20 protein-coding genes are annotated in these 20,841 nt (G+C 64.5%); 7 read left to right on the top strand and 13 right to left on the bottom strand.

Annotated elements, in window-relative coordinates; translation table 11 throughout:
* Positions 1 to 5: 5 nt before the first annotated feature.
* Together G566_RS13105 and dusB are read right to left on the bottom strand one after the other, a co-directional pair.
* Entirely contained in the window at positions 6 to 2,243 is a 2,238-nt protein-coding gene (locus G566_RS13105) for a sensor histidine kinase NtrY-like (protein WP_169522735.1), read from the bottom strand.
* 176 nt (positions 2,244 to 2,419) lie between these two features.
* Entirely contained in the window at positions 2,420 to 3,436 is a 1,017-nt protein-coding gene (gene dusB / locus G566_RS0101170; protein WP_029131106.1) for a tRNA dihydrouridine synthase DusB, read from the bottom strand.
* A 65-nt stretch (positions 3,437 to 3,501) separates the two neighbouring features.
* Between dusB and G566_RS0101165 the strand changes: the two genes are divergently transcribed.
* Both G566_RS0101165 and G566_RS0101160 read left to right on the top strand, forming a co-directional pair.
* Entirely contained in the window at positions 3,502 to 4,653 is a 1,152-nt protein-coding gene (locus G566_RS0101165) for a bifunctional 2-C-methyl-D-erythritol 4-phosphate cytidylyltransferase/2-C-methyl-D-erythritol 2,4-cyclodiphosphate synthase (RefSeq protein ID WP_029131105.1), read from the top strand.
* The gene (locus G566_RS0101160; RefSeq protein WP_022678848.1) at positions 4,650 to 5,138 is read left to right on the top strand and encodes a CinA family protein; all 489 of its coding nucleotides are present in this window, start codon (positions 4,650 to 4,652) and stop codon (positions 5,136 to 5,138) included. Before G566_RS0101165 ends, G566_RS0101160 begins: the two co-directional genes overlap by 4 nt.
* A 64-nt stretch (positions 5,139 to 5,202) precedes the next feature.
* Here the strand turns inward: G566_RS0101160 and G566_RS0101155 are convergent, their stop codons facing one another.
* The 3 genes from G566_RS0101155 to G566_RS0101145 are packed head-to-tail and all read right to left on the bottom strand — an operon-like array spanning position 5,203 to position 7,188.
* Positions 5,203 to 5,640: a type II toxin-antitoxin system RatA family toxin gene (locus G566_RS0101155; protein WP_022678847.1), complete on the bottom strand. Its 438-nt coding sequence runs from the start codon at positions 5,638 to 5,640 to the stop codon at positions 5,203 to 5,205.
* Positions 5,640 to 6,578, bottom strand: a complete 939-nt coding sequence (gene lipA, locus G566_RS0101150) for a lipoyl synthase (protein ID WP_029131104.1) — start codon at positions 6,576 to 6,578, stop codon at positions 5,640 to 5,642. The genes G566_RS0101155 and lipA overlap by 1 nt, the downstream gene beginning before the upstream one ends.
* Before the next feature lie 52 nt (positions 6,579 to 6,630).
* Positions 6,631 to 7,188 (bottom strand): hypothetical protein, encoded by a 558-nt coding sequence (locus G566_RS0101145; protein ID WP_022678845.1) that lies wholly within the window; start codon positions 7,186 to 7,188, stop codon positions 6,631 to 6,633.
* A 130-nt stretch (positions 7,189 to 7,318) separates the two neighbouring features.
* Between G566_RS0101145 and G566_RS0101140 the strand changes: the two genes are divergently transcribed.
* Complete coding sequence (locus G566_RS0101140; protein ID WP_022678844.1) at positions 7,319 to 8,011, top strand: carbonic anhydrase; 693 nt, start codon at positions 7,319 to 7,321, stop codon at positions 8,009 to 8,011.
* Between the two features lie 185 nt (positions 8,012 to 8,196).
* On the opposite strand, the gene G566_RS0101135 is transcribed toward G566_RS0101140, so the two are convergent.
* From G566_RS0101135 to G566_RS0101105, 7 genes are all read right to left on the bottom strand, one after another.
* Positions 8,197 to 8,568: a hypothetical protein gene (locus G566_RS0101135; RefSeq protein WP_022678843.1), complete on the bottom strand. Its 372-nt coding sequence runs from the start codon at positions 8,566 to 8,568 to the stop codon at positions 8,197 to 8,199.
* On the bottom strand, positions 8,568 to 9,962 hold the full coding sequence (gene lpdA, locus G566_RS0101130; RefSeq protein ID WP_022678842.1) for a dihydrolipoyl dehydrogenase: 1,395 nt from the start codon (positions 9,960 to 9,962) through the stop codon (positions 8,568 to 8,570). The genes G566_RS0101135 and lpdA overlap by 1 nt, the downstream gene beginning before the upstream one ends.
* On the bottom strand, positions 9,959 to 11,221 hold the full coding sequence (locus G566_RS0101125; protein ID WP_022678841.1) for a pyruvate dehydrogenase complex dihydrolipoamide acetyltransferase: 1,263 nt from the start codon (positions 11,219 to 11,221) through the stop codon (positions 9,959 to 9,961). The genes lpdA and G566_RS0101125 overlap by 4 nt, the downstream gene beginning before the upstream one ends.
* A gap of 2 nt (positions 11,222 to 11,223) precedes the next feature.
* On the bottom strand, positions 11,224 to 11,889 hold the full coding sequence (locus G566_RS13100) for an NYN domain-containing protein (protein WP_156874383.1): 666 nt from the start codon (positions 11,887 to 11,889) through the stop codon (positions 11,224 to 11,226).
* An 8-nt stretch (positions 11,890 to 11,897) separates the two neighbouring features.
* Positions 11,898 to 13,259 (bottom strand): pyruvate dehydrogenase complex E1 component subunit beta, encoded by a 1,362-nt coding sequence (locus tag G566_RS0101115; RefSeq protein ID WP_022678839.1) that lies wholly within the window; start codon positions 13,257 to 13,259, stop codon positions 11,898 to 11,900.
* Positions 13,259 to 14,308: a pyruvate dehydrogenase (acetyl-transferring) E1 component subunit alpha gene (gene pdhA / locus G566_RS0101110; RefSeq protein WP_029131102.1), complete on the bottom strand. Its 1,050-nt coding sequence runs from the start codon at positions 14,306 to 14,308 to the stop codon at positions 13,259 to 13,261. Before pdhA ends, G566_RS0101115 begins: the two co-directional genes overlap by 1 nt.
* Before the next feature lie 147 nt (positions 14,309 to 14,455).
* Positions 14,456 to 14,782, bottom strand: a complete 327-nt coding sequence (locus G566_RS0101105; protein ID WP_169522732.1) for an FtsB family cell division protein — start codon at positions 14,780 to 14,782, stop codon at positions 14,456 to 14,458.
* A 109-nt stretch (positions 14,783 to 14,891) separates the two neighbouring features.
* On the opposite strand from G566_RS0101105, the gene G566_RS0101100 reads away from it, so the two are divergent.
* The 4 genes from G566_RS0101100 (at position 14,892) to msrA (ending at position 19,306) form a co-directional block, all read left to right on the top strand.
* A complete protein-coding gene (locus tag G566_RS0101100; RefSeq protein ID WP_022678836.1) occupies positions 14,892 to 16,931 on the top strand; it encodes a 3-hydroxyacyl-CoA dehydrogenase NAD-binding domain-containing protein in 2,040 nt (679 codons plus the stop codon).
* A 62-nt stretch (positions 16,932 to 16,993) separates the two neighbouring features.
* Positions 16,994 to 18,148, top strand: a complete 1,155-nt coding sequence (locus G566_RS0101095) for a DUF3089 domain-containing protein (protein ID WP_022678835.1) — start codon at positions 16,994 to 16,996, stop codon at positions 18,146 to 18,148.
* A gap of 31 nt (positions 18,149 to 18,179) precedes the next feature.
* Positions 18,180 to 18,656, top strand: coding sequence for a peptide-methionine (R)-S-oxide reductase MsrB (gene msrB, locus G566_RS0101090; protein ID WP_022678834.1), 477 nt, complete (start codon positions 18,180 to 18,182; stop codon positions 18,654 to 18,656).
* Positions 18,653 to 19,306: a peptide-methionine (S)-S-oxide reductase MsrA gene (msrA, locus tag G566_RS0101085; RefSeq protein WP_022678833.1), complete on the top strand. Its 654-nt coding sequence runs from the start codon at positions 18,653 to 18,655 to the stop codon at positions 19,304 to 19,306. Before msrB ends, msrA begins: the two co-directional genes overlap by 4 nt.
* Before the next feature lie 88 nt (positions 19,307 to 19,394).
* On the opposite strand, the gene G566_RS0101080 is transcribed toward msrA, so the two are convergent.
* The gene (locus G566_RS0101080; RefSeq protein ID WP_022678832.1) at positions 19,395 to 20,840 is read right to left on the bottom strand and encodes an NAD(P)(+) transhydrogenase (Re/Si-specific) subunit beta; all 1,446 of its coding nucleotides are present in this window, start codon (positions 20,838 to 20,840) and stop codon (positions 19,395 to 19,397) included.
* Position 20,841 lies beyond the last annotated feature (1 nt).

The raw sequence follows: 20,841 nt of genomic DNA, 5'->3' as shown, positions 1-20,841 counted from the left end.
CCTTCTCAGGCGGAGGTGGTGGCGGCAGCCGGCAGGGGCAGACCGGGTTGCGGTTCGGCGGCAAGGTGCCGGCTGATGCGGGCGATCACCATCGCACCGGGGCCATCGGGATTATCGGCCAGTTCAAGCTGGCCGCCGTGATCTTCGATGATCTTGGCGCAGATGGCGAGGCCGAGCCCGGTGCCGCGCGCCCGGGTGGTGATATAGGGTTCGAGCAGGCGCATACGGTCTTCCGCCGGGAAGCCCAGGCCGTTGTCCGCAACGCTGATGCGCACGAAATGCTCATCGGCGGCCACGCTGATGGCGATCAGGCCGGGAGTGGCTTCATCACCATCGCGCTCAACCCGCGCCACAACGCTTTCGGCGGCGTTCTTGATCAGGTTGGTGAGCGCGCGGCCCAGTTGCTGGCGGTCACACACCAGCGCCAGATCGGTGGGGCCGCTCAAGGTGAAGCGGATCGCCGGGAAGGCGACTTCCTGCAGCACCAGCGCCTGCCGCAGCAGGCGGTCGAGCGCTTCGGAGGCAAACACCGGGCGCGGCAACCGGGCAAATTCGGAAAACTCGTCCACCATGCGCCGCAGGTCACCCACCTGCCGGACGATGGTGCTGGTCAGCGTCGCAAAGGTCTCGGCGTCCTCGTCGATCTGGCGGCCGAACTTGCGCTGCAGGCGTTCGGCGGCAAGCTGGATCGGGGTGAGCGGGTTCTTGATCTCGTGCGCGATGCGGCGGGCAACATCGGCCCAGGCGGCGCGGCGCTGATCGGCGAGTTGCGCGGTGATATCGTCAAAGGTGAGCACAAAGCCTTCGGCCCGGCCTTCCGCTGCTTCGGCCGCACCGATGCGCACGGCCAATGTCTGTGTCTCCTCGCCGCGCTCGATGCGCACCTGCCCGGCGGCGTCACCGGTCTGCCGCGCCTGTTCCAGCAGATCAGCCAGTTCGGGCGCCACATCCTGCAGCATTTGCCCGCGCAGCACCCGATGCGGCAGCGCCAGCAGCGCAGCGGCAGAAGCATTGGCGACGCGGATCACCCCTTCCGGCGTGATCGACATGACGCCCGCCGACACGCCGGCCAGCACCGCTTCGGTGAAACGGCGGCGGGTATCCAGTTCGTCATTGGCGCCCAGCAGCGCGGTTTGCTGCGCCTTCAATTGGCTGGTCATGCGGTTGAAGGCGCGTTCCAACACGCCGATTTCATCGGCCTGGCCGCGCACCGGCACCCGCACATCCAGATCGCCATCGCCCACCCGTTCGGCAGCGCTGGCCAGGCGCGCGATCGGCGCTACAAGGCGATTGGCCAGCCAAAGCGCAAACCAGATGGCGACGATCAGCGTGAGCAGCGACACCGCCATCAGGATCAGGTTGAAGCGCAACTGCATCACCCGGCTGCGTTCGGTGAGCGCATTATACTCGCCCAGCGCGCCGGCGGCCTGGTTGGCACGGGCCAGCACGGCGGGATCAACCTTGCGGCTGACATAAAGGAAGGTGCCGGGGCTGCCCGGCACGCCAACCGCGGACTCCACCCGATCCTCACCCGCGCCGATCAGGGTGACGGGCGTGGCGTTGGCGCGGGCCAGATTCATGTCGGCGACATGCGCCTGCACTTCGCTGGCCGAAGCGCCGCTGGCCGCCACCAGTTGCAGGCCGGTGGCCGTCATGCGGAAAACGGCGGCTTCGGTCAGTGTGCGGCCGGCCACCTGGAAATCGAGGCCGCGGCGATAGAGCGGCGTGCCTTCGCCGAAATCGCGGGCATAACTGGCCACGTCGGCGGCCATCACCACGATATCATCGCCGATGCGCTGGCGGTTTTCCTCAACATAGGCCTGCGCGACCTGGTTGGAGCTGTCGAGAATGGTTTTCACCCGATCGGAAAACCAGAATTGCACGCCGAATTGGAACAACAGCGAGGCAAACACCACCACCAGCAGTGTGGGAACGGCCGCAATACCGGCAAACAGCGCCACCAGGCGCAGGTGCAGCTGGGCAACGGCCAGGCCCTTGCGCCGGTTAGTGATCAATATGGCAAACCGCCGGCCGATCAGCACCACCAGCAGCATTGCCGGGACCAGACAGGCCACCAGCACCAGCGCCACCAGCGGCTGCGACGCACCAGTGGCCGGCACTTCGCGGCGGGTGAGCAGCGCATAGCTGGACCAGCCCATGATGATGGTGGCCGCCGCCGCCAGCACTTCAAGCCGTGGATAGAAATTATCGTTGCGGGTGACACGCAGCACCCGGCGCAACAAGCGCCGCCCGCGCAAGCCAAGGCGGGCGCCAGGGCCACGCCGCCGGCGCATCGGCACGGATTCAGAAATGGGTGATTCGACCGTCACAGAGCCCCAGCATAACCTGCCATTGTGTCTTTAGGAACACAGTGCAGCGCCATAGCGTTGCCCCGATGCGACAGAAGATCTGCGACAGGTTACGCCGCGAGTGCCGCCGGGCGCGGTGGCAGGCTGGCCTGGGCCTCGTAAAACTGGTCGATCATCGCCAGCACGGTGGCGCTGTCAGGCACGAAATTCACCTTGTTGCGGAACACTGCGCTGTCGTGCAGCCCTTTGGTGTACCAGCCCAGCTGCTTGCGGGCGATATTCACGCCGTTCAGCTCGCCATAAAGATCAAGCATCAGCGCATAATGCTCCTTCACCAGCGCATGCTGCTGCGCCAACGTGGGGTCCGCCGGCACGTCATGGCCCGTCAGCGCGGCCATCACCTGGCCGATCAGCCACGGCTTGCCATAGGCACCGCGCCCGATCATCACGCCGTCCGCACCGCTTTGCAGCAGCGCCGTCTTGGCATCCTCGATCGAGCAGATGTCGCCATTGACGATCACCGGCAGCTTCACGGAGTCCTTCACGCTGCGCACGAAGGCCCAATCGGCGGTGCCGCTGTAGAGCTGGCAGCGAGTGCGGCCATGCACGGTGATCAGGTGCACGCCTTCGCCTTCGGCAATGCGCGCCAGTTCCGGTGCGTTCAGGCTGTTGTGATCCCAGCCCATGCGCATCTTCAGCGTCACCGGCAGCTTCACCGCCTTCACCGTGGCGCGAATAAGCTGCGTCGCCAGCGGCAGATCGCGCATCAAAGACGATCCGGCGTGGCCGTTGACCACCTTCTTCACCGGGCAGCCCATGTTGATGTCGATGATCGCCGCGCCCTTCTGCTCGTTGAGCTTGGCGGCTTCTGCCATGCGTTCCGGCTCGCATCCGGCCAATTGCATGGAGACGGGCTCCTCGCACGGGTGCCAGGCGGCTTTCTGGATGCTCTGCCGCGTCTCGCGGATCATTGCTTCCGATGCAATCATCTCGGTCACGGTCAAGCCGGCGCCGAACCGCTTGACCAGCGTCCGGAACGGCATGTCGGTCACGCCGGTCATCGGTGCCAGGATCACGGGCACATCGATGCGGTTGGGACCGATCTGGATGGGGGCGATAAGGCTCATTGCGCGCGGCCCATAGCGCAGATTGGGCCTTTCCGGCAAGGCGACCGGGCTTTATGCGGCAAGCCATGCGGATCCACGCCATCATCGTTGCGGCCGGTGCCGGCCTTAGAGCCGGCGGCGGCGTGCCGAAACAATATCGCGCTGTGGCCGGCCAGCCCTTGTTGCGGCATGCGGTGAAGCGGTTGCTGGGGCACCCCGCCATCACCGGTGTGAGCGTGGTGATCAACCCGGAATGCCGGGCGCTGTATGATGAGGCGGTGGCCGGGCTTGGCCTGTCCGAACCCATTGTTGGCGGCGCGACGCGACAAGAGAGCGTGCTTGCCGGGTTGGAAGCGCTGGCCGCTGATCCGCCCGACATCGTGCTGGTGCATGATGCGGCCCGCGCCTTCGTTCCGGATGCGGTGATCGATGCGCTGGTGGCGGCCTTTGATGATGACGTGGACGGCGCCTGCCCTGCCCTGCCCCAGGTCGACAGCCTGCGCCGCGGCGAGGATGGCCGTTTTTCCGGCAGTGTTGTCCGCGACTCTCTCTGGCGGGTGCAGACGCCGCAGGCCTTCCGCACCCCCGCCATCCTCGCTGCGCACCGTGCCGCAGCGTCCGGCGCCACCGACGAAGTGGCGATTGCGCTGGCCGCCGGGCTGCGTGTGGCAATCACGCCGGGAGACGAACGCGCTTTCAAGGTGACGGAGCCGGCCGATTTTGCCAAAGCCGAGGCGATGACCACCTATAGCTCCCGCGCCGCCTCCGGCTTTGATGTGCACAAGTTCGGCCCCGGCGATCACGTCTGGCTGTGCGGCATCAAGGTGCCGCATGATCATGGCCTGATCGGCCACAGCGATGCCGATGCCGGCCTGCACGCGCTCACCGATGCGCTGCTCGGCACCATTGCGGCCGGCGATATCGGCGATCATTTCCCGCCGAGCGACGAACGCTGGCGCGGCGCGGCGTCCGATCAATTCCTGGCGCATGCCGCCACCCTCGTGCGCGAACGTGGCGGCCTCATCGATCACGTCGATGTCACCCTGATCTGCGAGCGCCCCAAAGTCGGCCCGCACCGCGACGCCATGCGGACGCGCATCGCCGAAATCCTCGGGCTGGGCATCGACCGCGTCAGCGTGAAGGCCACCACCACCGAGAAATTGGGCTTCACTGGCCGCCAGGAAGGTATCGCAGCCCAAGCCATGGCCAGCGTGCGCCTGCCGGAGCACTCGGCATGACTCCCGATCTCATCGCGCTGGCCGAAACCGTGCTCGCTGAAAACCGCGCCGCCGGCCGCCGCGTCGCCACCGCTGAAAGCTGCACCGGCGGTATGGTCGCGGCTGCTCTCACCGAAATCGCCGGATCGTCGGACGTGTTCGATCGCGGCTTCGTCACCTATTCGAACGAAGCCAAGATGGAGATGCTCGGCGTTTCGGAAGACGTACTGGCCACCTTTGGCGCCGTGTCCGTCGCCACCGCCTGGGCCATGGCGCTGGGCGCACTGAAGCACAGCAATGCCGATGTTGCCGTTTCCATCACCGGCATCGCCGGGCCGGGCGGCGCCACCGCCAACAAGCCGGTGGGCATGGTGGTGTTCGCGCGCGCCGTGTGCGGCGAAGATCCGGAAATGGTGGTCGCCGATACCCGCCAGTTCGGCGATGTGGGCCGCGCCGAGGTGCGGCGAGAGGCGGCGCTGGTTGCGCTGGAACTGCTTCGTCCGTAGCGCCGACTGCATCAAAGTTTGAAGCGGGGCCCCGGATCAAGTCCGGGGCGACGCGGCAGTTTATCTATCGCGGCCCGTACAGCGCCTGCGCGCGCGCAACGAACGCGCCCACCATCTTTTCGAACGCCTGCGTGAAGAACATGCCCGCCAACGCCTCAAAGGCGCGGTTGCGGAATTCGAAATCGACCGCGAAATCAATCTCGCAGCCGCCACCCGGCGCGTCCCTGAACGTCCAGTCGTTAAACAGATGCTTCATCGGCCCGTCGAGATACTCAACATGAACCGTCCGTGGCCGATCCAGCGTCACCCGGCTGGTGAATTTCTCGCGGATCATGCGGAAACCCACGATCATGTCGGCCACCACGACACCATCCCGCTCCGGCCCCACCCGCATGCCCTGCACCCACGGCAGGAACTCCGGATAGCGGCCGATATCGGCGACCAGATCGAACATTTCGGCGGCCGACCACGGCAGCCGGCGCACTTCGCGATGCTTGGGCATCAGGCCCCGAAGGACTTTGGCACGGCAGCACGGCGCCGCGCCTGCATCTCGGCAAAATCCCGGCCGGCGTGATAGCTCGACCGGGTCAGCGGCGAGGCCGCCACCAGCAGAAAGCCCTTGGAGCGGGCAACAGCGGCATAGGTCTGGAAGGTGACCGGCGGCACGAATTCCATCACCTTGGCATGGCGCGGCGTCGGCTGCAGATACTGGCCCACCGTTAGGAAATCGACCCCGGCCGAGCGCATGTCGTCAAACACCTGGTGCAGTTCCAGCGGCGTCTCGCCAAGCCCCACCATCAGGCCGGACTTGGTGAAGATTGTCGGCGAAAGCTGCTTCACCTTATCGAGCAGGCGCAGCGAATGGTAATAGCGCGCACCCGGCCGGATCGTTGGGTACAACCGCGGCACGGTTTCCAGATTGTGATTGTACACGTCCGGCCCGGCCTCGACGATCATCTCCACCGCCCGGTCCATCTTGTTGCGGAAATCGGGCGTGAGGATCTCGATCGTGGTGCTCGGTGTCTGCCGGCGCAGTTCCTGGATCACCTTCACGAACTGGCTGGCGCCGCCATCCGGCAGATCATCGCGGTCCACCGAGGTGATGACGATATGTTCCAGGCCCAGCTTGGCGGCCGCTTCGGCAACATGGCCGGGCTCGGTCGCGTCCACCTTGTTCGGCATCCCGGTCTTCACGTTGCAGAAGGCGCAGGCGCGGGTGCAGGTATCACCCAGGATCATCACGGTGGCGTGCTTCTGGCTCCAGCATTCCCCGATGTTCGGGCAGGCGGCTTCCTCGCACACGGTGTTGAGCTTCAGCGACCGCATCAGCGCCCGCGTCTCGTTGTAGGCCTTGGAGGTGGGCGCCTTCACCCGGATCCAGTCCGGCTTGCGCGGCAGGCCAGACGGCGTGAGGGGAAGATCAAGGACAGGCTCGCTCATGCCCATCTGATAGCGACCAGGGGCATCTCGAACAACCGGTCAGTTGTGCAGATCAGCCATGCGGTGGTGCGGCATACTCGCTGCCCGCCGCCCAAGCCTCGGCCTCCTCCGCCGCCTCAATAGCCGCCGTGCCAATCCCCAGGATGCGTGTCGCCAGCGCGTCTGCCGTGCAATCAAGCCCGAGCACCAGCACATCATCATGTGCAACCAATCCGATGGCACGGGCGAGCCGTGCAAACAGGCTGGCCGGCGGATTGAGCTCCGGATCAACCAGGCGCAAGCGCACCGCCGGGATGCCGAACCAGTGCACCGGATCAAATTCGGCAATGTTGCTCCAGCCAATCGGCTTGGTTGACCAGCGCCGATCCAGCAGGCCATCCAGGCCAAGCCGCACGGTTGGCCGTGAATCCCGCATCAGCAGCACGACAATTAACAAAACCGCCAGGCCCAGCATCGCCAGTGCCCATGCCAGTGCCGTGCCGAAACCGAACCTGCCGGCATCCGCCGTGTGGAAGAAATAGGTCAACCCGATGGCAAGGGCGAGCAGGACCAGCGCCCCCACAGCGACCCGAACCGGGGCATCTTCGCGATAACGGACAGCAAAACGCATACGCCTTACCCTCAACTGATCACGCTCAAACGTAAGGGCCGCCAGCCTGCTTCGTTTGGAAACAGGTTGGCAGCCCTCGCAGATGCTGAGATACTCGTTCCAACATTAACGCAGCATTGCGGAGGACAAGATGCCCGAATTCAAGGCCCTGCTCGAAGGCTATCGCCGGTTTCGCACCGGCGCCTATCAGGAACAGCGCCGCCGGTACGACGCCCTGGCCGACAAGGGCCAGGCACCAGGCGTGTTGGTGATCGCCTGTTCCGACAGCCGGGTGGACCCCACCCGCGTGTTCGATACCGAACCCGGCCAGATGTTCGTGGTGCGCAACGTGGCCAATCTGGTGCCGCCCTTCGATCCCGATCCGACGCACGGGCAGCACAGCACGTCGGCCGCCATCGAGTACGCCGTTACCCAATTGAAAGTGCATCATATATTGGTTCTGGGCCACGCGCGTTGCGGCGGCATCAAGGCCAGCATTGAAGGCACGTTCGATGACGCGGCGCCGGGTGAAGGCGGCTTCATCAAACGCTGGATGAGCCAGATTGCGCCGGCACGCGATACCATCCGCGCCGCGGCGCAGCTGTCACCCGATATCGATGCCTGCAGCGCGCTCGAACTGGCCGCCATCCGGCTTTCCATCGACAATCTGCGCAGCTTCCCCTTCATCGCCGTCGCCGAAGCGGCCGGCGAACTGCACCTGCAAGGGGCGCTGTTCGATATAGCAGAAGGCGTGCTGCGCGTGCTGAATCACGAAAGCGGCAAGTTCGAAGCGCTGTCCGTGGATTGGGAAGAAGAGAATGTGACCGTGCTGAAATCGGCCTGAAACGCGAAACGGGCGTATCCGACACAAACAGGGGGGAGTGCCGGATACGCCCGCAGCAGCTTGGCCTTCGACAAGGGCAGTTGCCTTGGGCCGCGCCGTTGTATCAAATATAAGATTGATTTGGTCTTGTTTGCAAGGCGAAAGATTGCACTTCTGTCACTTTCACCTGCGGCAGGCTGCCGCAGCTAGTGCGGTTCGCGATAGGCCCGGCCGCGCGGGTCACTGCTTCCGGCGGCCTGATTCGCGTTGTTCTTGAACTCATTATACTTGCATCCGAACGGCCCCGCTGGGCCCCAGGTTCCCGAGCACGTGCCGGCGGTGCCGACATCCGGCCCCATCAACTTGTTGCGTTCGGCCGATACACTGGCAGTGCCGCGCTCACCAATATCCCGCAACACCGGCAGCGGGGCGCGATAGGGCGATTGGGCTGGCTCACGGTCAGCACACACCACGATCTCATCGGGACGGGACTTGGGCGGGCACAACACGCTCCAGCCCGGCGGCATGAGACTGGCGGTGCCGGCGGCGGCCAGAACAAAGCCCGCCAGCAGGCTCATCAGTAGTGCAGCGCCCGGCCGTAGGCGTCGAGCACGCTTTCGTGCATCATTTCGCTGAGTGTCGGATGCGGGAAGATGGTGTGCATCAACTCTGCCTCCGTCGCTTCCAGGCCCATGGCGATGGCATAGCCCTGGATCAACTCGGTCACCTCGGCGCCCACCATGTGCGCACCCAGCAATTGGCCTGTGGTGGCATCAAACACGGTCTTCACGAAGCCTTCCGCTTCGCCCAGTGCGATAGCCTTGCCATTGCCGATGAACGGGAATTTGCCAACGCGCACCGTGTGGCCGGCGGCTTTCGCCTTGGCTTCGGTCAACCCGATGCTGGCCACCTGCGGGCGGGCATAGGTGCAGCCCGGAATGCGGGCGACGTCCATCGCGTGGGGATGGCCGCCGGCGATATGTTCGACAGCAATAATGCCTTCATGGCTAGCCTTGTGGGCAAGCCAGGGCGGGGCCGTCACGTCGCCGATGGCATAAAGGCCGGGCACGTTGGTCTGGCACATGCCATCGGTCACGATATGGCCACGGTTGGTGGCGACACCCAGCGCCTCCAGGCCGATATTCTCGGTATTGGGCACGATGCCGATGGCAACGATGACATGGCTGTAGCTGTCGGTGCTCGCCTTGGCGTCGGCCGTGGTGATGGTGGCTTTCACGCCTTCAGGGCCGGGCGTCACGTCCGACACCTTGGCGCCGGTCACAATGGTCATGCCCTGCTTGGTGAGCGCCTTCTGCGCGAAGGCCGAAACCTCCTCGTCTTCCACCGGCAGGATGCGATCCAGCATTTCGACCACGGTCACATGCGCGCCCATATAGCTGTAGAAACTGGCGAATTCGACACCGATCGCGCCCGATCCGATCACCAGCAGCTTGGTCGGCATCACCGGCGGCACCATGGCGTGGCGATAGGTCCACACGCGGTTGCCGTCGGCCTCCACGCCCGGCAGATCGCGGGCGCGGGCACCGGTGGCGACGATGACATTCTTGCCCGTCAGCACCCGCTCGCCATTGGCGGTGGTGACGGAAACCGTTGTGGCCCCGGTCAACCGCCCCTGCCCTTCAACCACCTCGATCTTGTTCTTCTTCATCAGCGATTTCACACCGCTGTTCAATTGGGCCGCCACTTTGCGGGAACGGTCGGTGACCTTCTTCAAGTCAAACGACGGCTTCTCCACACTCAGCCCATAGGCATCGGCGTGGGTGATATAGTGGTAGATTTCGCTCGTCCGCAGCAGCGCCTTGGTCGGGATGCAGCCCCAGTTGAGGCAGATGCCACCCAGGCGCTCCCGCTCGACGATGGCGACACTCATGCCGAGCTGAGCCGCGCGGATGGCGGCCACATAGCCGCCGGGGCCGGACCCGAGGATGACGAGATCGTGGGTGGTGCTCATGCGACCAGCCCCAGTGGGCTTTCGATCAGCGCCTTGACCGCGCTCATCAGCGCCGCCCCGTCTGCCCCGTCGATGGCGCGATGGTCAAAGCTGCCGGTGATGGTCATCACTGTGGCGATGGCCAGCGCGTCACCCTTCACCACGGCGCGCTTCTCGCCCGCACCCACGGCCAGGATCATCGCCTGCGGTGGGTTGATCACGGCATCGAACTGCTTGATGCCAAACATGCCGAGGTTGGACAGGCTGGCGGTGCCGCCCTGATATTCGTGCGGCTGCAACTTGCCGGCACGGGCCTTTTCGGCGAGCGCCTTCATTTCACTGGCGATCTGGCTGACCGCCTTGCCATCTGCGCCCACGATGATCGGCGTGATCAGGCCCGACGGCGCGGCGACGGCGACCGAGATGTCGGCGCGATCATAAACCAGCAGATTGTCGCCTGCGAACGACACGTTGCATTTGGGCACCTGGCGCAGGCCCAGTGCCAGCGCCTTGATGACGAGATCGTTGACGCTGACCTTGATGCCGCGGGGTTCCAGCGCCTTGTTGAATTCGCCGCGCAATTTCAGCAGCGCATCCAGTTCGACATCGAGCGTCAGGTAGATGTGGGGGATCGACTGTTTGGCTTCGGTCAGGCGGCGGGCGATGACCTTGCGGACATTGCCGAGCTTTTCCAGTGTGTGGGGAATGTCGCTGGTAACAGGCGCAGCTGGAGCGGTTGCTGCAACCGGAGCCGGTGCCGCAACAACGGGCGCGGGGGCAGTGGCAGCGACGGGCTTGCCGCTGGACGCTACCACATCGGCGCGCACGATGCGGCCGCGTGGGCCGCTGCCGGCAATACTGGCGAGGTCCACGCCTTTCATTTCAGCGATGCGCCGGGCGAGCGGGCTGGCGATGACGCGGTCGCCTGCTGGTGCAGGCGCAGCCGGGGCTGCAACCGGAGCCGGTGCTGCAACCGTTGCAGGTGCCGCCACAGGAGCAGGAGCAGGCGCGGCCTTCGGCGCGGGCGCAGCCGCCTCCCCTTCCCCGGCCAGGCGCAGGATCACCGTGCCCACCGGCACATTCTCCAGGCCTTCCGGCACCGCCAGTTCGATCACCGTGCCTTCGTCCACGGCTTCCACTTCCATTGTGGCCTTGTCGGTTTCGATCTCGGCGATGATGTCGCCGGATTTCACCGTGTCACCGGGCTTCACATGCCATTTGGCCAGCGTGCCCACTTCCATGGTGGGCGACAGGGCGGGCATGGTCACATCAATAGCCATGATCAATTGTCCACAAAAAGCTGATCAACCAGAGCGCGCTGTTCCTCGTCGTCCGGGTTGTCGATCAGGTCGGCCATGTCGAGGAAATAGGCGGCCGCGCCCGCGAGCGGCCCGGAAAAACGCACCTGTGTGCCGGCTTCGGATTTCATGCTCCACGCCACCACCAGCGCGCGCTTGCCGATGGCGTTGATCTTCTTCACCAGCGGCACGAAATCGCCGTCGCCAGCCACCAGGGCCACCACGTCGCAGCGATCACTCACCGCCAGATCGAAGGCCTCCAGCGCCAGCCACACATCGATGCCCTGTTCCTTGGGCGGTTCGCTGTTGGTGTCGATGCGGGTGAAGTGCGGCGTGATGTTGCTGGCGGCCAGGATCTGATCGAACACCCGGTCGTTGCGCAGCGATTCCTCGACGAAACTGGCGTTGCGCGCCCGGTCTTCCAGGTCGCGCAGCGTGTAACGGCCGCGGAAATAATGCGCCTCCACCACCCGGCAGCGATTGCGCGACACTTCCTCCATGTCGGCGGCGGCGATACGGATAAAATCCATCAAGCCGGACAGCGACAGGCGCCGGCCAACATTGTGCTCGAACTTGTAGAAGGTCGATACGCGGTTGAAATAACTGCCATCGATCATCACGGCGACACGGGTTTGCCCAGAGGGTTTCATCGTGCCGCTCACTTGTAACAGACAGTGCGAGCGGCGGTGACGACGTCTTCCGCCTTCAGCAGCGCCGCCTTTTCAAGATTGGCAGCATAGGGCAGCGGCACATCGACGTTGGTCACCCGCAGCACCGGCGCATCGAGATCGTCGAAGCCCTTTTCCATCACCACCGCCATGATTTCCGATGCGATCGAACAGGTCGGCCAGCCTTCTTCCACCACAACCATGCGGTTGGTTTTCTTCAAGGAGGCCAGCACCGTGGCGGTATCCATCGGACGCAGCGTGCGCAGATCGATCACCTCGGCATTGATGCCGAGCCCGGCCAGCGTTTCGGCGGCCTGCAAAGCCACGCCCACGCCGATGGAGTAGCTTACCAGCGTCACATCCGTGCCGGCCTTGACGATGCGCGCCTTGCCGATGGGGACGACATGATCGCCTTCAGGCACATCGAAGCTCTGACCATAGAGCAGCTCATTTTCAAGGAAGACGACCGGATCGGGGCTGCGGATCGCGGCTTTCAGCAGGCCCTTGGCATCATCGGCGCTGTAGGGCGCAAGCACGATCAGGCCGGGCACGCTTGCATACCACGGCCCGTAATTCTGGCTGTGCTGGGCGCCCACGCGGCTGGCAGCGCCGTTGGGGCCGCGGAACACGACGGGGCAGCGCATCTGGCCGCCCGACATGTAGAGCGTTTTCGCCGCCGAATTGATGATGTGATCAATGGCCTGCATGGCGAAATTGAAGGTCATGAACTCCACGATGGGCTTCAGACCGCCCATCGCCGCGCCCGTGCCCAGGCCGGCAAACCCATATTCGGTGATCGGCGTATCGATCACGCGGCTGCCGCCGAATTCCTCCAGCAGGCCCTGCGTCACCTTGTAGGCGCCCTGATATTCGGCGACTTCCTCGCCCATCACGAACAAGGTTTGATCGGTCCGCATTTCTTCGGCCATGGCATCGCGCAGGGCTTCGCGCACGGTCTGGCGGCGGGTGGGTCCTGGGGCGATATCGGGAGCGGGCGCGGCAGCGACCGGGGCATTGTCATCGCCCGGCGTCTCCCGTTCAGGAAGCGAAACGGCCTTCGGTTCCTCCATGGTGGCCTTGGGAGCGGGAGCCGCGGCCGGCGTTTCCGCTTCATCCTCCCCGGCGATGTTGATGATCGGCGTGCCGACCTTCACGCCTTCGGAACCGCCCGCCACGAGCAGCGCCGTCACCGTGCCGCCGTCGTCGGACTCCAGTTCCATCGTCGCCTTGTCGGTCTCGATTTCGGCGATCACGTCGCCGGGTTTGACCACATCGCCCACGGCAACCAGCCACTTGGCCAGCGTGCCCTCTTCCATGGTGGGCGACATGGCGGGGAGAAGAATCTGCGGCATCAATAGGTTCCCAACAACACGTCGGTGTGGAGTTCGGCGAGCGCCGGCTCGGGCGTTTCCAAGGCAAAGTCCGCGGCTTCGGCCACTTCATCGCGCACGTCGCGGTCGATGGCTTTCAACGCGGCTTCGTCGGCATGGCCACCTTCCAGGATCAGCTTCTTCAGCCCTTCGATCGGGTCGCTCTTCTCGCGCATTGCCTGCACTTCGTCGCGGCTGCGATATTTTGCCGGGTCGCTCATCGAATGGCCGCGATAACGATAGGTCTTCATTTCCAGCAGCAATGGCCCTTTGCCGCCGCGCACCCATTCCACCGCCAGCTTCGCGGCACCGCGCACGGCCAGCACATCCATGCCGTCCACCTGCAGGCCCGGCACGCGGAAGCTTTCGCCGCGGCGATAGAGCTGGTCTTCCGAACTGGCGCGGTTCACCGATGTGCCCATGGCATATTGGTTGTTCTCGATCACGAAGATTACCGGCAGCTTCCACAGCTCGGCCATGTTGAAGCTTTCATAGACCTGGCCCTGGTTGGAAGCACCGTCGCCAAAATAGGTCACGGCGATATGGCCATCATTCTTATATTTGTGGGCAAAACCCAAGCCGGCGCCCAACGGCACCTGCGCCGCCACGATGCCGTGGCCACCGAAGAAGCCATGTTCAACGCTGAACATGTGCATCGAACCGCCCTTGCCGCCGCTGATCCCGGCTGCGCGGCCGGTCAATTCCGCCATCACCGCCTTGGAACTGATGCCGCAGGCCAGCATGTGGCCGTGATCACGATAGCCGGTGATGATGCTATCGCCCTTGATCAGCTCGGCCTGCAGGCCCACCACCACGGCTTCCTGGCCGATATAGAGGTGACAGAAGCCGCCGATCTGGCCCATGCCATACAACTGGCCAGCGCGTTCCTCGAACCGCCGGATCAGCACCATCTGGCGGTACATTTCCAGCAGCTGATCACGTGAGGCGACGAACCGTTCCGGTTCATCAGGCCGCGGCCAGTTCGGAATCGGCGGGGCGGATGCGGCCTTGCGGCCCGTGCTGCGTGCCAAGATAATCACCTTTCACTGGCGGTACCTGACAGGTATAAAATGTCGCACCCGCGCCGAAAAGCCCCTATCCAGCCCAAGGTGCCAGAACGGTTAGTCGCAACAAAATTCAGGGAATAATCTGGCGGTCGCAGCCTGCTGCGGCGTTGATCAATTGCCCGCCGACTGGGCCTGCGGGAGCGGCACGATCACCTCGTCTGGCTTCACCAGATCGAGGTTGCGGCGCACCAGTTCATCGGCCAGATCGGGATCGACATGGCGCGGATCAAGCAGCACGAGCCGGCGCTGCAATGCGGCCTGCTGTTCCTCGCTGGTTTGCACGGCCTGTTGCAGTTTCGAACGCTGCACCTTGTATTCGCGCCACGCGACATAGCCGGTGGGGCCAGACACGGCATGGAACGAAAAATAACTGGCGACAGCCACGCACACCGCCGGCAGCGCGGCGCGCGTTATCATCTGTTGCAAGGTCAGTTTCATCGCCATCGCTGGTGAAACTACGCAAACACTGGCCTATCCACAAGGCTGCAATCGCGCCGAAGTGATGCTAACAATCCACAACAGGCCAATAATCGGGGAGAAAACCGCCATGACCGCCATCAACACCGTCGTCGATCTCGCAAAGGACGGTGAAATCGCCATCGTCACGGTCAATTCGCCACCGGTCAACGCGCTTTCCGCCGATGTGCGCGATGGCCTGGCCGGGGCGTTCGCCGCGATCGCCGCTGATTCTGCGGTGAAAGCCGCCGTGCTGGTCTGCGCCGGCCGCACCTTCATTGCCGGTGCCGACATTTCCGAATTCGGCAAGCCGCCGCGCGGCGCGTCACTGCCGGCCGTGCAGGATGCCATGGAAAGTTCGCCCGTCCCCGTCATCGCCGCCATCCACGGCACCGCCCTGGGCGGCGGCCTGGAAGTGGCGCTGTGCGCGCATTACCGGGTGAGCGATGCCAAGGCCAAATTCGGTCTGCCGGAAGTGAAGCTGGGCCTGCTGCCCGGTGCCGGCGGCACGCAGCGACTGCCGCGCATCGTTGGCGCGAAGAAGGCCACCGAAATGGTGACCAGCGGCGCGCAGATGGGCGCCAAGGATGCGCTGGCCACCGGGCTGGTGGACGAAGTGGTGGACGGTGATCTGACCGCCGGCGCTGTCGCCTTCGCCCGCAAGGTTCTAGCCGAAGGCCGCCCGCTGAAGAAGGTGCGCGACGACAACAGCAAGTTGGGCGGCAGCACGGCCAATCTGGCGCCGTTCTTCGCCGACGTGCGCAAGGCCAATGCCAAGGCGTTCAAGGGTTTTGACGCACCCGAAGCCAACATCAAGTGCATCGAGGCGGCGGTCGCCCTGCCGTTCGAGGAGGGCCTGAAGGTCGAACGCAGCGAATTCATGAAGCTGATGACCGGGCTGCAATCGGCGGCCCAGCGCCATGTCTTCTTCGCCGAACGCGCCGCCGCCAAGATCGATGGCCTGCCTGCCGACATGCAGCCGTTGCCCGTGAAGAAGGTTGGCGTGATCGGCGCCGGCACCATGGGCGGCGGTATTTCGATGAACTTCCTGTCGGTCGGCATCCCGGTCACCATCGTCGAGATGAAGCAGGAGGCGCTCGATCGCGGTGTCGGCGTGATCCGCAAGAATTACGAGAACAGCGCCAAGAAGGGCCGTTTCAGCATGGAAGAGGTCGAAGCCCGCATGGGCCGGCTGACCCCGACGCTGAACATGGAGGATCTGGCCGATTGCGACCTGATCATCGAAGCCGTGTTCGAGAATATGGCGATCAAGAAGGACATCTTCGGCAAGCTCGACAAGATCGCCAAGTCCGGCGCGATCCTCGCCAGCAACACCAGCTATCTGGATGTGGACGAAATCGCTTCGGCCACGTCGCGCCCAGAAAGCGTTGTGGGCATGCACTATTTCTCGCCGGCCAACGTTATGCGCCTGCTGGAAGTGGTGCGCGGCGCCAAGACGGATCCGCAAGTGCTGGCCACCGCGATGGCGATGGGCAAGGCAACCGGCAAGATCGCTGTGGTGGCCGGCGTGTGCCACGGCTTCATCGGCAACCGCATGCTCAGCCGCCGCCAGCAACAGGCAAATCTGTTGATGCTGGAAGGCGCCGCCCCGGCCGATATCGATCGCGTGCTGACCGATTTCGGTTTCCCGATGGGCCCGTTCCAGATGAGCGACCTGGCTGGCCTCGACATTGGCTGGAACGCCGAAACGTCGAAGGGCGAAAGCGTGCGCGACCGGCTGTGCGAGGCGGGCCTGCGCGGCCAGAAGAACGGCAAGGGTTTTTACGTTTACGATGAAAACCGCAACCGCACGCCCAACCCCGAAGCGCTGGCCATCATCGATGCCTATGCCGTGGAAAGGGGCATCAACCGCCGCACCATCGACGATCAGGAAATCCTGGAACGCTGCCTGTTCCCCATGGTGAACGAAGGCGCGCGCATCCTTGCCGAAGGCAAGGCCCAGCGCGCCAGCGACATCGATATCGTCTGGATCAACGGCTATGGCTGGCCGGTCTATCGCGGCGGCCCTATGTTCTGGGCGCAGAATGATGCGGGCCGCGAACGCATCATCGAAGTGCTGGAAAAGATGGGCGAAGAGGTGTCGCCCGTGCTGAAGGACGGCTGGAAATAAGCTGCATCAACCACCGCCACCCCGGCTTGCGTCGGGGTGGCGAACTGGTTCAGGATGCAGGCATGAAGCTGCACCTCCTCCCCCTGCTCGCCCTCCTCGCCGCGCCGACCTTCGCCCAGCCCGCGCCCGCACCCGATTATCGCAATCCTGCCAGCTGGCTGTGCCGGCCCGGCGCCAAGGACCCGTGCAGCGGGGACGCCAGCACCTCGCGTGTAACAGCCGATGCGGTGGTCACGCTGGACATGCTGCCGGCCGCCAAGAAGCCCAAGATCGACTGTTTCTACGTCTATCCCACCGTATCCACGGACCCGACGCCCAACAGTGACATGACCGCCGATCCGGCCGAGATCGGCGTGGCCCAGGCCCAGGCGGCACCGTTCCGCCAGGGCTGCCGGGTGTTCGCGCCACTGTACCGGCAAGTCACCTTGGCCACGCTGCGCGATCGCATGATGGGCAAGCCGGTTGCCGCTGATCCCGCCATGGGCCTGCGCGACGTGTCGGCCGCCTTCGCCGATTACATGAAGCATGACAACAAGGGCCGCGGCGTCATCCTGATCGGCCACAGCCAGGGCAGCGGCGTGCTTAAGGCGCTGGTGCAGACCGAGATCGAAGGCAAGCCCGTCGCCAAGCAGATCATCGCCGCCTATCTGGCTGGCCACAATCTGCTGGTGCCGCAGGGCGCAGATGTGGGCGGCGATCTGAAATCCACCCCACTGTGCCGCTCCGCCACGCAGACCGGATGCGTCGTCGCCTGGGTGAGCTTCCGCGACACCATGCCGGTGCCGCCGGCCAGCCTGTTCGGCCGTCCGCGCGAAGCCGCACCGGGTATGGCGGTAGCCTGCACCAACCCCGCAGCCCTGGCCGGCGGCCGTGCCCCGCTGCGCCCGCTGATGGTCAACCGCACCGGCATTGTGGACAACGGCACACCGGCACCGAAATGGGCCAAGGGCCGCAACATTTACATGCCGTTCGTCGCCCTGCCCGGCCTGCTCAGCGGTGAGTGCATGAACCGCGAGAACGCCAACGTGCTTTCGGTGGGCATCAAAGCCGATCCATCTGATCCGCGCACCGATACAATCAACGGCGACGTGATGGTGGGCGGCCAGGTGGTGCCGAGCTGGGGCCTGCACCTGATCGACATGCAGGTGGCAATGGAGGATCTGGTCGATCTGGCGAAGACGCAGGGGCAAGCCTGGCTGCGGCGTCGCGGCAAGTAACCGTTCAGCCGTGTCTTGCGTATATGAAGGCATGACCACACGACGCAGCCTCCTCGGCCTCATCGCCGCTATTCCCTTTGCAGCGCCCGCCTTCGCGGCGGCCGGCCGCTTTGCCGTCAGCTACACACCGGATGAATGGCGGCGGCGGCTGGGCAAGGATGCCTATGCCGTGCTGCGCGAGGAGGCCACCGAACGCCCGTTCACTTCGCCGCTGAACAAGGAAAAGCGCATCGGCACCTTCGTGTGCCGCGGCTGCGCGCTGCCCTTGTTCAGTTCGGCGCACAAATTCGAAAGCGGCACCGGCTGGCCCAGTTTCTGGCAGCCGATCAACAAGACCGCGATCGGCAGCACGGTGGACAAGAGCTATTTCATGGTGCGCACCGAAGTGCATTGCAGCCGCTGCGGCGGTCACCAGGGCCATGTGTTCGATGATGGGCCGAAGCCGACGGGGCTGCGTTATTGCATCAACGGCCTGTCGCTCAACTTCGTTCCGGAGAAATCGGCATGAAGCGCCTGCTGATCGCACTAGCCCTCGCCACGCCCGCCTGCGCCGCCGAGCGCATGGTGCTGGCCCCGGCCCCGGCCATTGATGCGCCGCTCACAAAAGCCCGGTTGCAGAAGGCGGTCTTTGCCGGCGGCTGCTTCTGGGGCGTGGAAGGCGTGTTCGAACGGGTGAAGGGCGTTCGCTCCGCCGTGTCGGGCTATGCCGGCGGTGCGCGTGCGACGGCGATTTATGAAGTCACCGGCAGCGGTCTGACCGGCCACGCCGAGGCGGTGGAAGTGACCTACGATCCTGCGGTGGTGAGCTACGGCACGCTGCTCAGGGTCTTCTTCTCCGTGGCGCACGATCCGACACAGCTGAACCGCCAGGGCCCGGACAGCGGCAGCCAGTATCGCAGCGCGCTGTTCACGCGCGGGGCGGAGCAGGAACGGATTGCGCGCGCCTATGTGGCGCAGCTGGAGAAGGCCGGCACTTGGAAGCCGAAGATCGTGACGACGTTCGAAGGCGCCAAGCCCTTCTATGCCGGCGAGGGCTATCACCAGAATTATCTGCGTGCCCACCCGACACAGCCCTATATCGTGTGGAATGACATTCCCAAGGTGGAAGGCTTCAAGCGGCTGTTTCCGGCGTTGTGGAGCGAGAAGCCGGCGGCGTGAGACAGATGCTCCGTCGGTGAAACGAAAAAGGGCGGCCTGCGAAGGCCGCCCTTTTCATTTGTCGTACGGTCTTGCCGCAGGGCTTGGCTCAGTGGCCCCCGCCGTTCAGCGCCTTGACGATATTCTCCACCATCTTCTTCGCATCAGCGAGCAACATCATGGTGTTGTCCGCATAGAACACCGGGTTGTCCACGCCGGCATAGCCCACGCCGCCCATGGAGCGTTTGATGAACAGCACGGTCTTGGCCTTCTCAACGTCCAGGATCGGCATGCCATAGATGGGCGACGTCTTGTCGGTCTTGGCCAGCGGGTTGGTCACGTCGTTGGCGCCGATCACAAAGGCGACATCGCACTGGCCGAATTCGCTGTTGATGTCTTCCAGTTCGAAGACTTCATCATAGGGCACATTGGCTTCGGCCAGCAGCACGTTCATGTGGCCGGGCATGCGGCCCGCGACGGGGTGGATGGCGTATTTCACCGAAACGCCTTCCTTGCGCAGCAGATCGCCCATTTCGCGCAGCGCGTGCTGGGCCTGGGAGACCGCCATGCCGTAACCCGGCACGATGATCACGGTTTCGGCATTCTGCATGATGAAGGCGGCATCGTCGGCCGAACCGGCCTTGTAGCTCTTGGCCGGGCCAGATGCCTTGTCGCCGCCACCGCCACCGGAATCCGCGCCGAAGCCACCAGCGATGACGCTGATGAAGCTGCGGTTCATCGCCTTGCACATGATGTACGACAGGATCGCTCCCGACGAACCGACCAGGGCGCCGGTGATGATCATTGCGGTGTTCTGCAGGGTGAAGCCCATTGCCGCAGCCGCCCAGCCCGAATAGCTGTTCAGCATCGAAATGACGACCGGCATGTCCGCGCCGCCAATCGGGATGATCAGCGTCACGCCGATGATGAAGCTGAGGCCCAGGATGATCCACATCAGCGGTCCCTGGCCCATGCCGGCAGCGGTATCAAAGGCAAACACGCCGGTGAGCACGATGATGCCGGCCAGCACGCCAAGGTTGATGATGTGGCGGCCCGGCAGCAGGATCGGCGAGCCGGACATGCGGCCCGAAAGCTTGAGGAAGGCGATGATCGAACCGGAGAAGGTGATGGCCCCGATGGCAACGCCCAGGCCCATTTCCACGCGGCTCACCGCCAGGATCGCACCAGTGGCATCGGTGATGCCGAACGCGCCCGGATTGAGATAGGCCGCACAGCCGACCAGCACGGCGGCCATGCCGACAAGGCTGTGGAAGCCGGCGACCAGTTCCGGCATCGCCGTCATCTGGATGCGCTGGGCAATCACCCAGCCAATGCCGCCGCCGATGGCGATGGCGCCAATGATCAGCAGCAGGCCTGTGGGGTGCAGGGCCAGCGTGGTGCCCACGGCCAGCGCCATGCCGATTATGCCATTGCGGTTGCCCGCCTGGCTCGATTCCGGCGACGACAGCCCGCGCAGGGCGAGAATGAAGAGCACACCGGCGGCGAGATAGGCCAAAACGGCCCAGGCCGGGGTAGCGGCGACTGCGTGTTCCATG

It is taken from the genome of Sandarakinorhabdus limnophila DSM 17366 (genome assembly GCF_000420765.1).
GTDB lineage: Bacteria > Pseudomonadota > Alphaproteobacteria > Sphingomonadales > Sphingomonadaceae > Sandarakinorhabdus > Sandarakinorhabdus limnophila.
Note: the sequence above shows the minus strand (reverse complement) of the source record. Positions and strands in the feature narration are given on the sequence as shown.

Bases quoted from the DNA above. Each gene is read 5' to 3' on its own strand.
- dusB (WP_029131106.1), bottom strand. From the start codon at position 3,436: ATGAGCCTTATCGCCCCCATCCAGATCGGTCCCAACCGCATCGATGTG.
- G566_RS0101165 (WP_029131105.1), top strand. From the start codon at position 3,502: ATGCGGATCCACGCCATCATCGTTGCGGCCGGTGCCGGCCTTAGAGCC.
- G566_RS0101160 (WP_022678848.1), top strand. From the start codon at position 4,650: ATGACTCCCGATCTCATCGCGCTGGCCGAAACCGTGCTCGCTGAAAAC.
- G566_RS0101155 (WP_022678847.1), bottom strand. From the start codon at position 5,640: ATGCCCAAGCATCGCGAAGTGCGCCGGCTGCCGTGGTCGGCCGCCGAA.
- lipA (WP_029131104.1), bottom strand. From the start codon at position 6,578: ATGAGCGAGCCTGTCCTTGATCTTCCCCTCACGCCGTCTGGCCTGCCG.
- G566_RS0101145 (WP_022678845.1), bottom strand. From the start codon at position 7,188: ATGCGTTTTGCTGTCCGTTATCGCGAAGATGCCCCGGTTCGGGTCGCT.
- G566_RS0101140 (WP_022678844.1), top strand. From the start codon at position 7,319: ATGCCCGAATTCAAGGCCCTGCTCGAAGGCTATCGCCGGTTTCGCACC.
- G566_RS0101135 (WP_022678843.1), bottom strand. From the start codon at position 8,568: ATGAGCCTGCTGGCGGGCTTTGTTCTGGCCGCCGCCGGCACCGCCAGT.
- lpdA (WP_022678842.1), bottom strand. From the start codon at position 9,962: ATGAGCACCACCCACGATCTCGTCATCCTCGGGTCCGGCCCCGGCGGC.
- G566_RS0101125 (WP_022678841.1), bottom strand. From the start codon at position 11,221: ATGGCTATTGATGTGACCATGCCCGCCCTGTCGCCCACCATGGAAGTG.
- G566_RS13100 (WP_156874383.1), bottom strand. From the start codon at position 11,889: ATGAAACCCTCTGGGCAAACCCGTGTCGCCGTGATGATCGATGGCAGT.
- G566_RS0101115 (WP_022678839.1), bottom strand. From the start codon at position 13,259: ATGCCGCAGATTCTTCTCCCCGCCATGTCGCCCACCATGGAAGAGGGC.
- G566_RS0101105 (WP_169522732.1), bottom strand. From the start codon at position 14,782: ATGAAACTGACCTTGCAACAGATGATAACGCGCGCCGCGCTGCCGGCG.
- G566_RS0101100 (WP_022678836.1), top strand. From the start codon at position 14,892: ATGACCGCCATCAACACCGTCGTCGATCTCGCAAAGGACGGTGAAATC.
- G566_RS0101095 (WP_022678835.1), top strand. From the start codon at position 16,994: ATGAAGCTGCACCTCCTCCCCCTGCTCGCCCTCCTCGCCGCGCCGACC.
- msrB (WP_022678834.1), top strand. From the start codon at position 18,180: ATGACCACACGACGCAGCCTCCTCGGCCTCATCGCCGCTATTCCCTTT.
- msrA (WP_022678833.1), top strand. From the start codon at position 18,653: ATGAAGCGCCTGCTGATCGCACTAGCCCTCGCCACGCCCGCCTGCGCC.
- G566_RS0101080 (WP_022678832.1), bottom strand. From the start codon at position 20,840: ATGGAACACGCAGTCGCCGCTACCCCGGCCTGGGCCGTTTTGGCCTAT.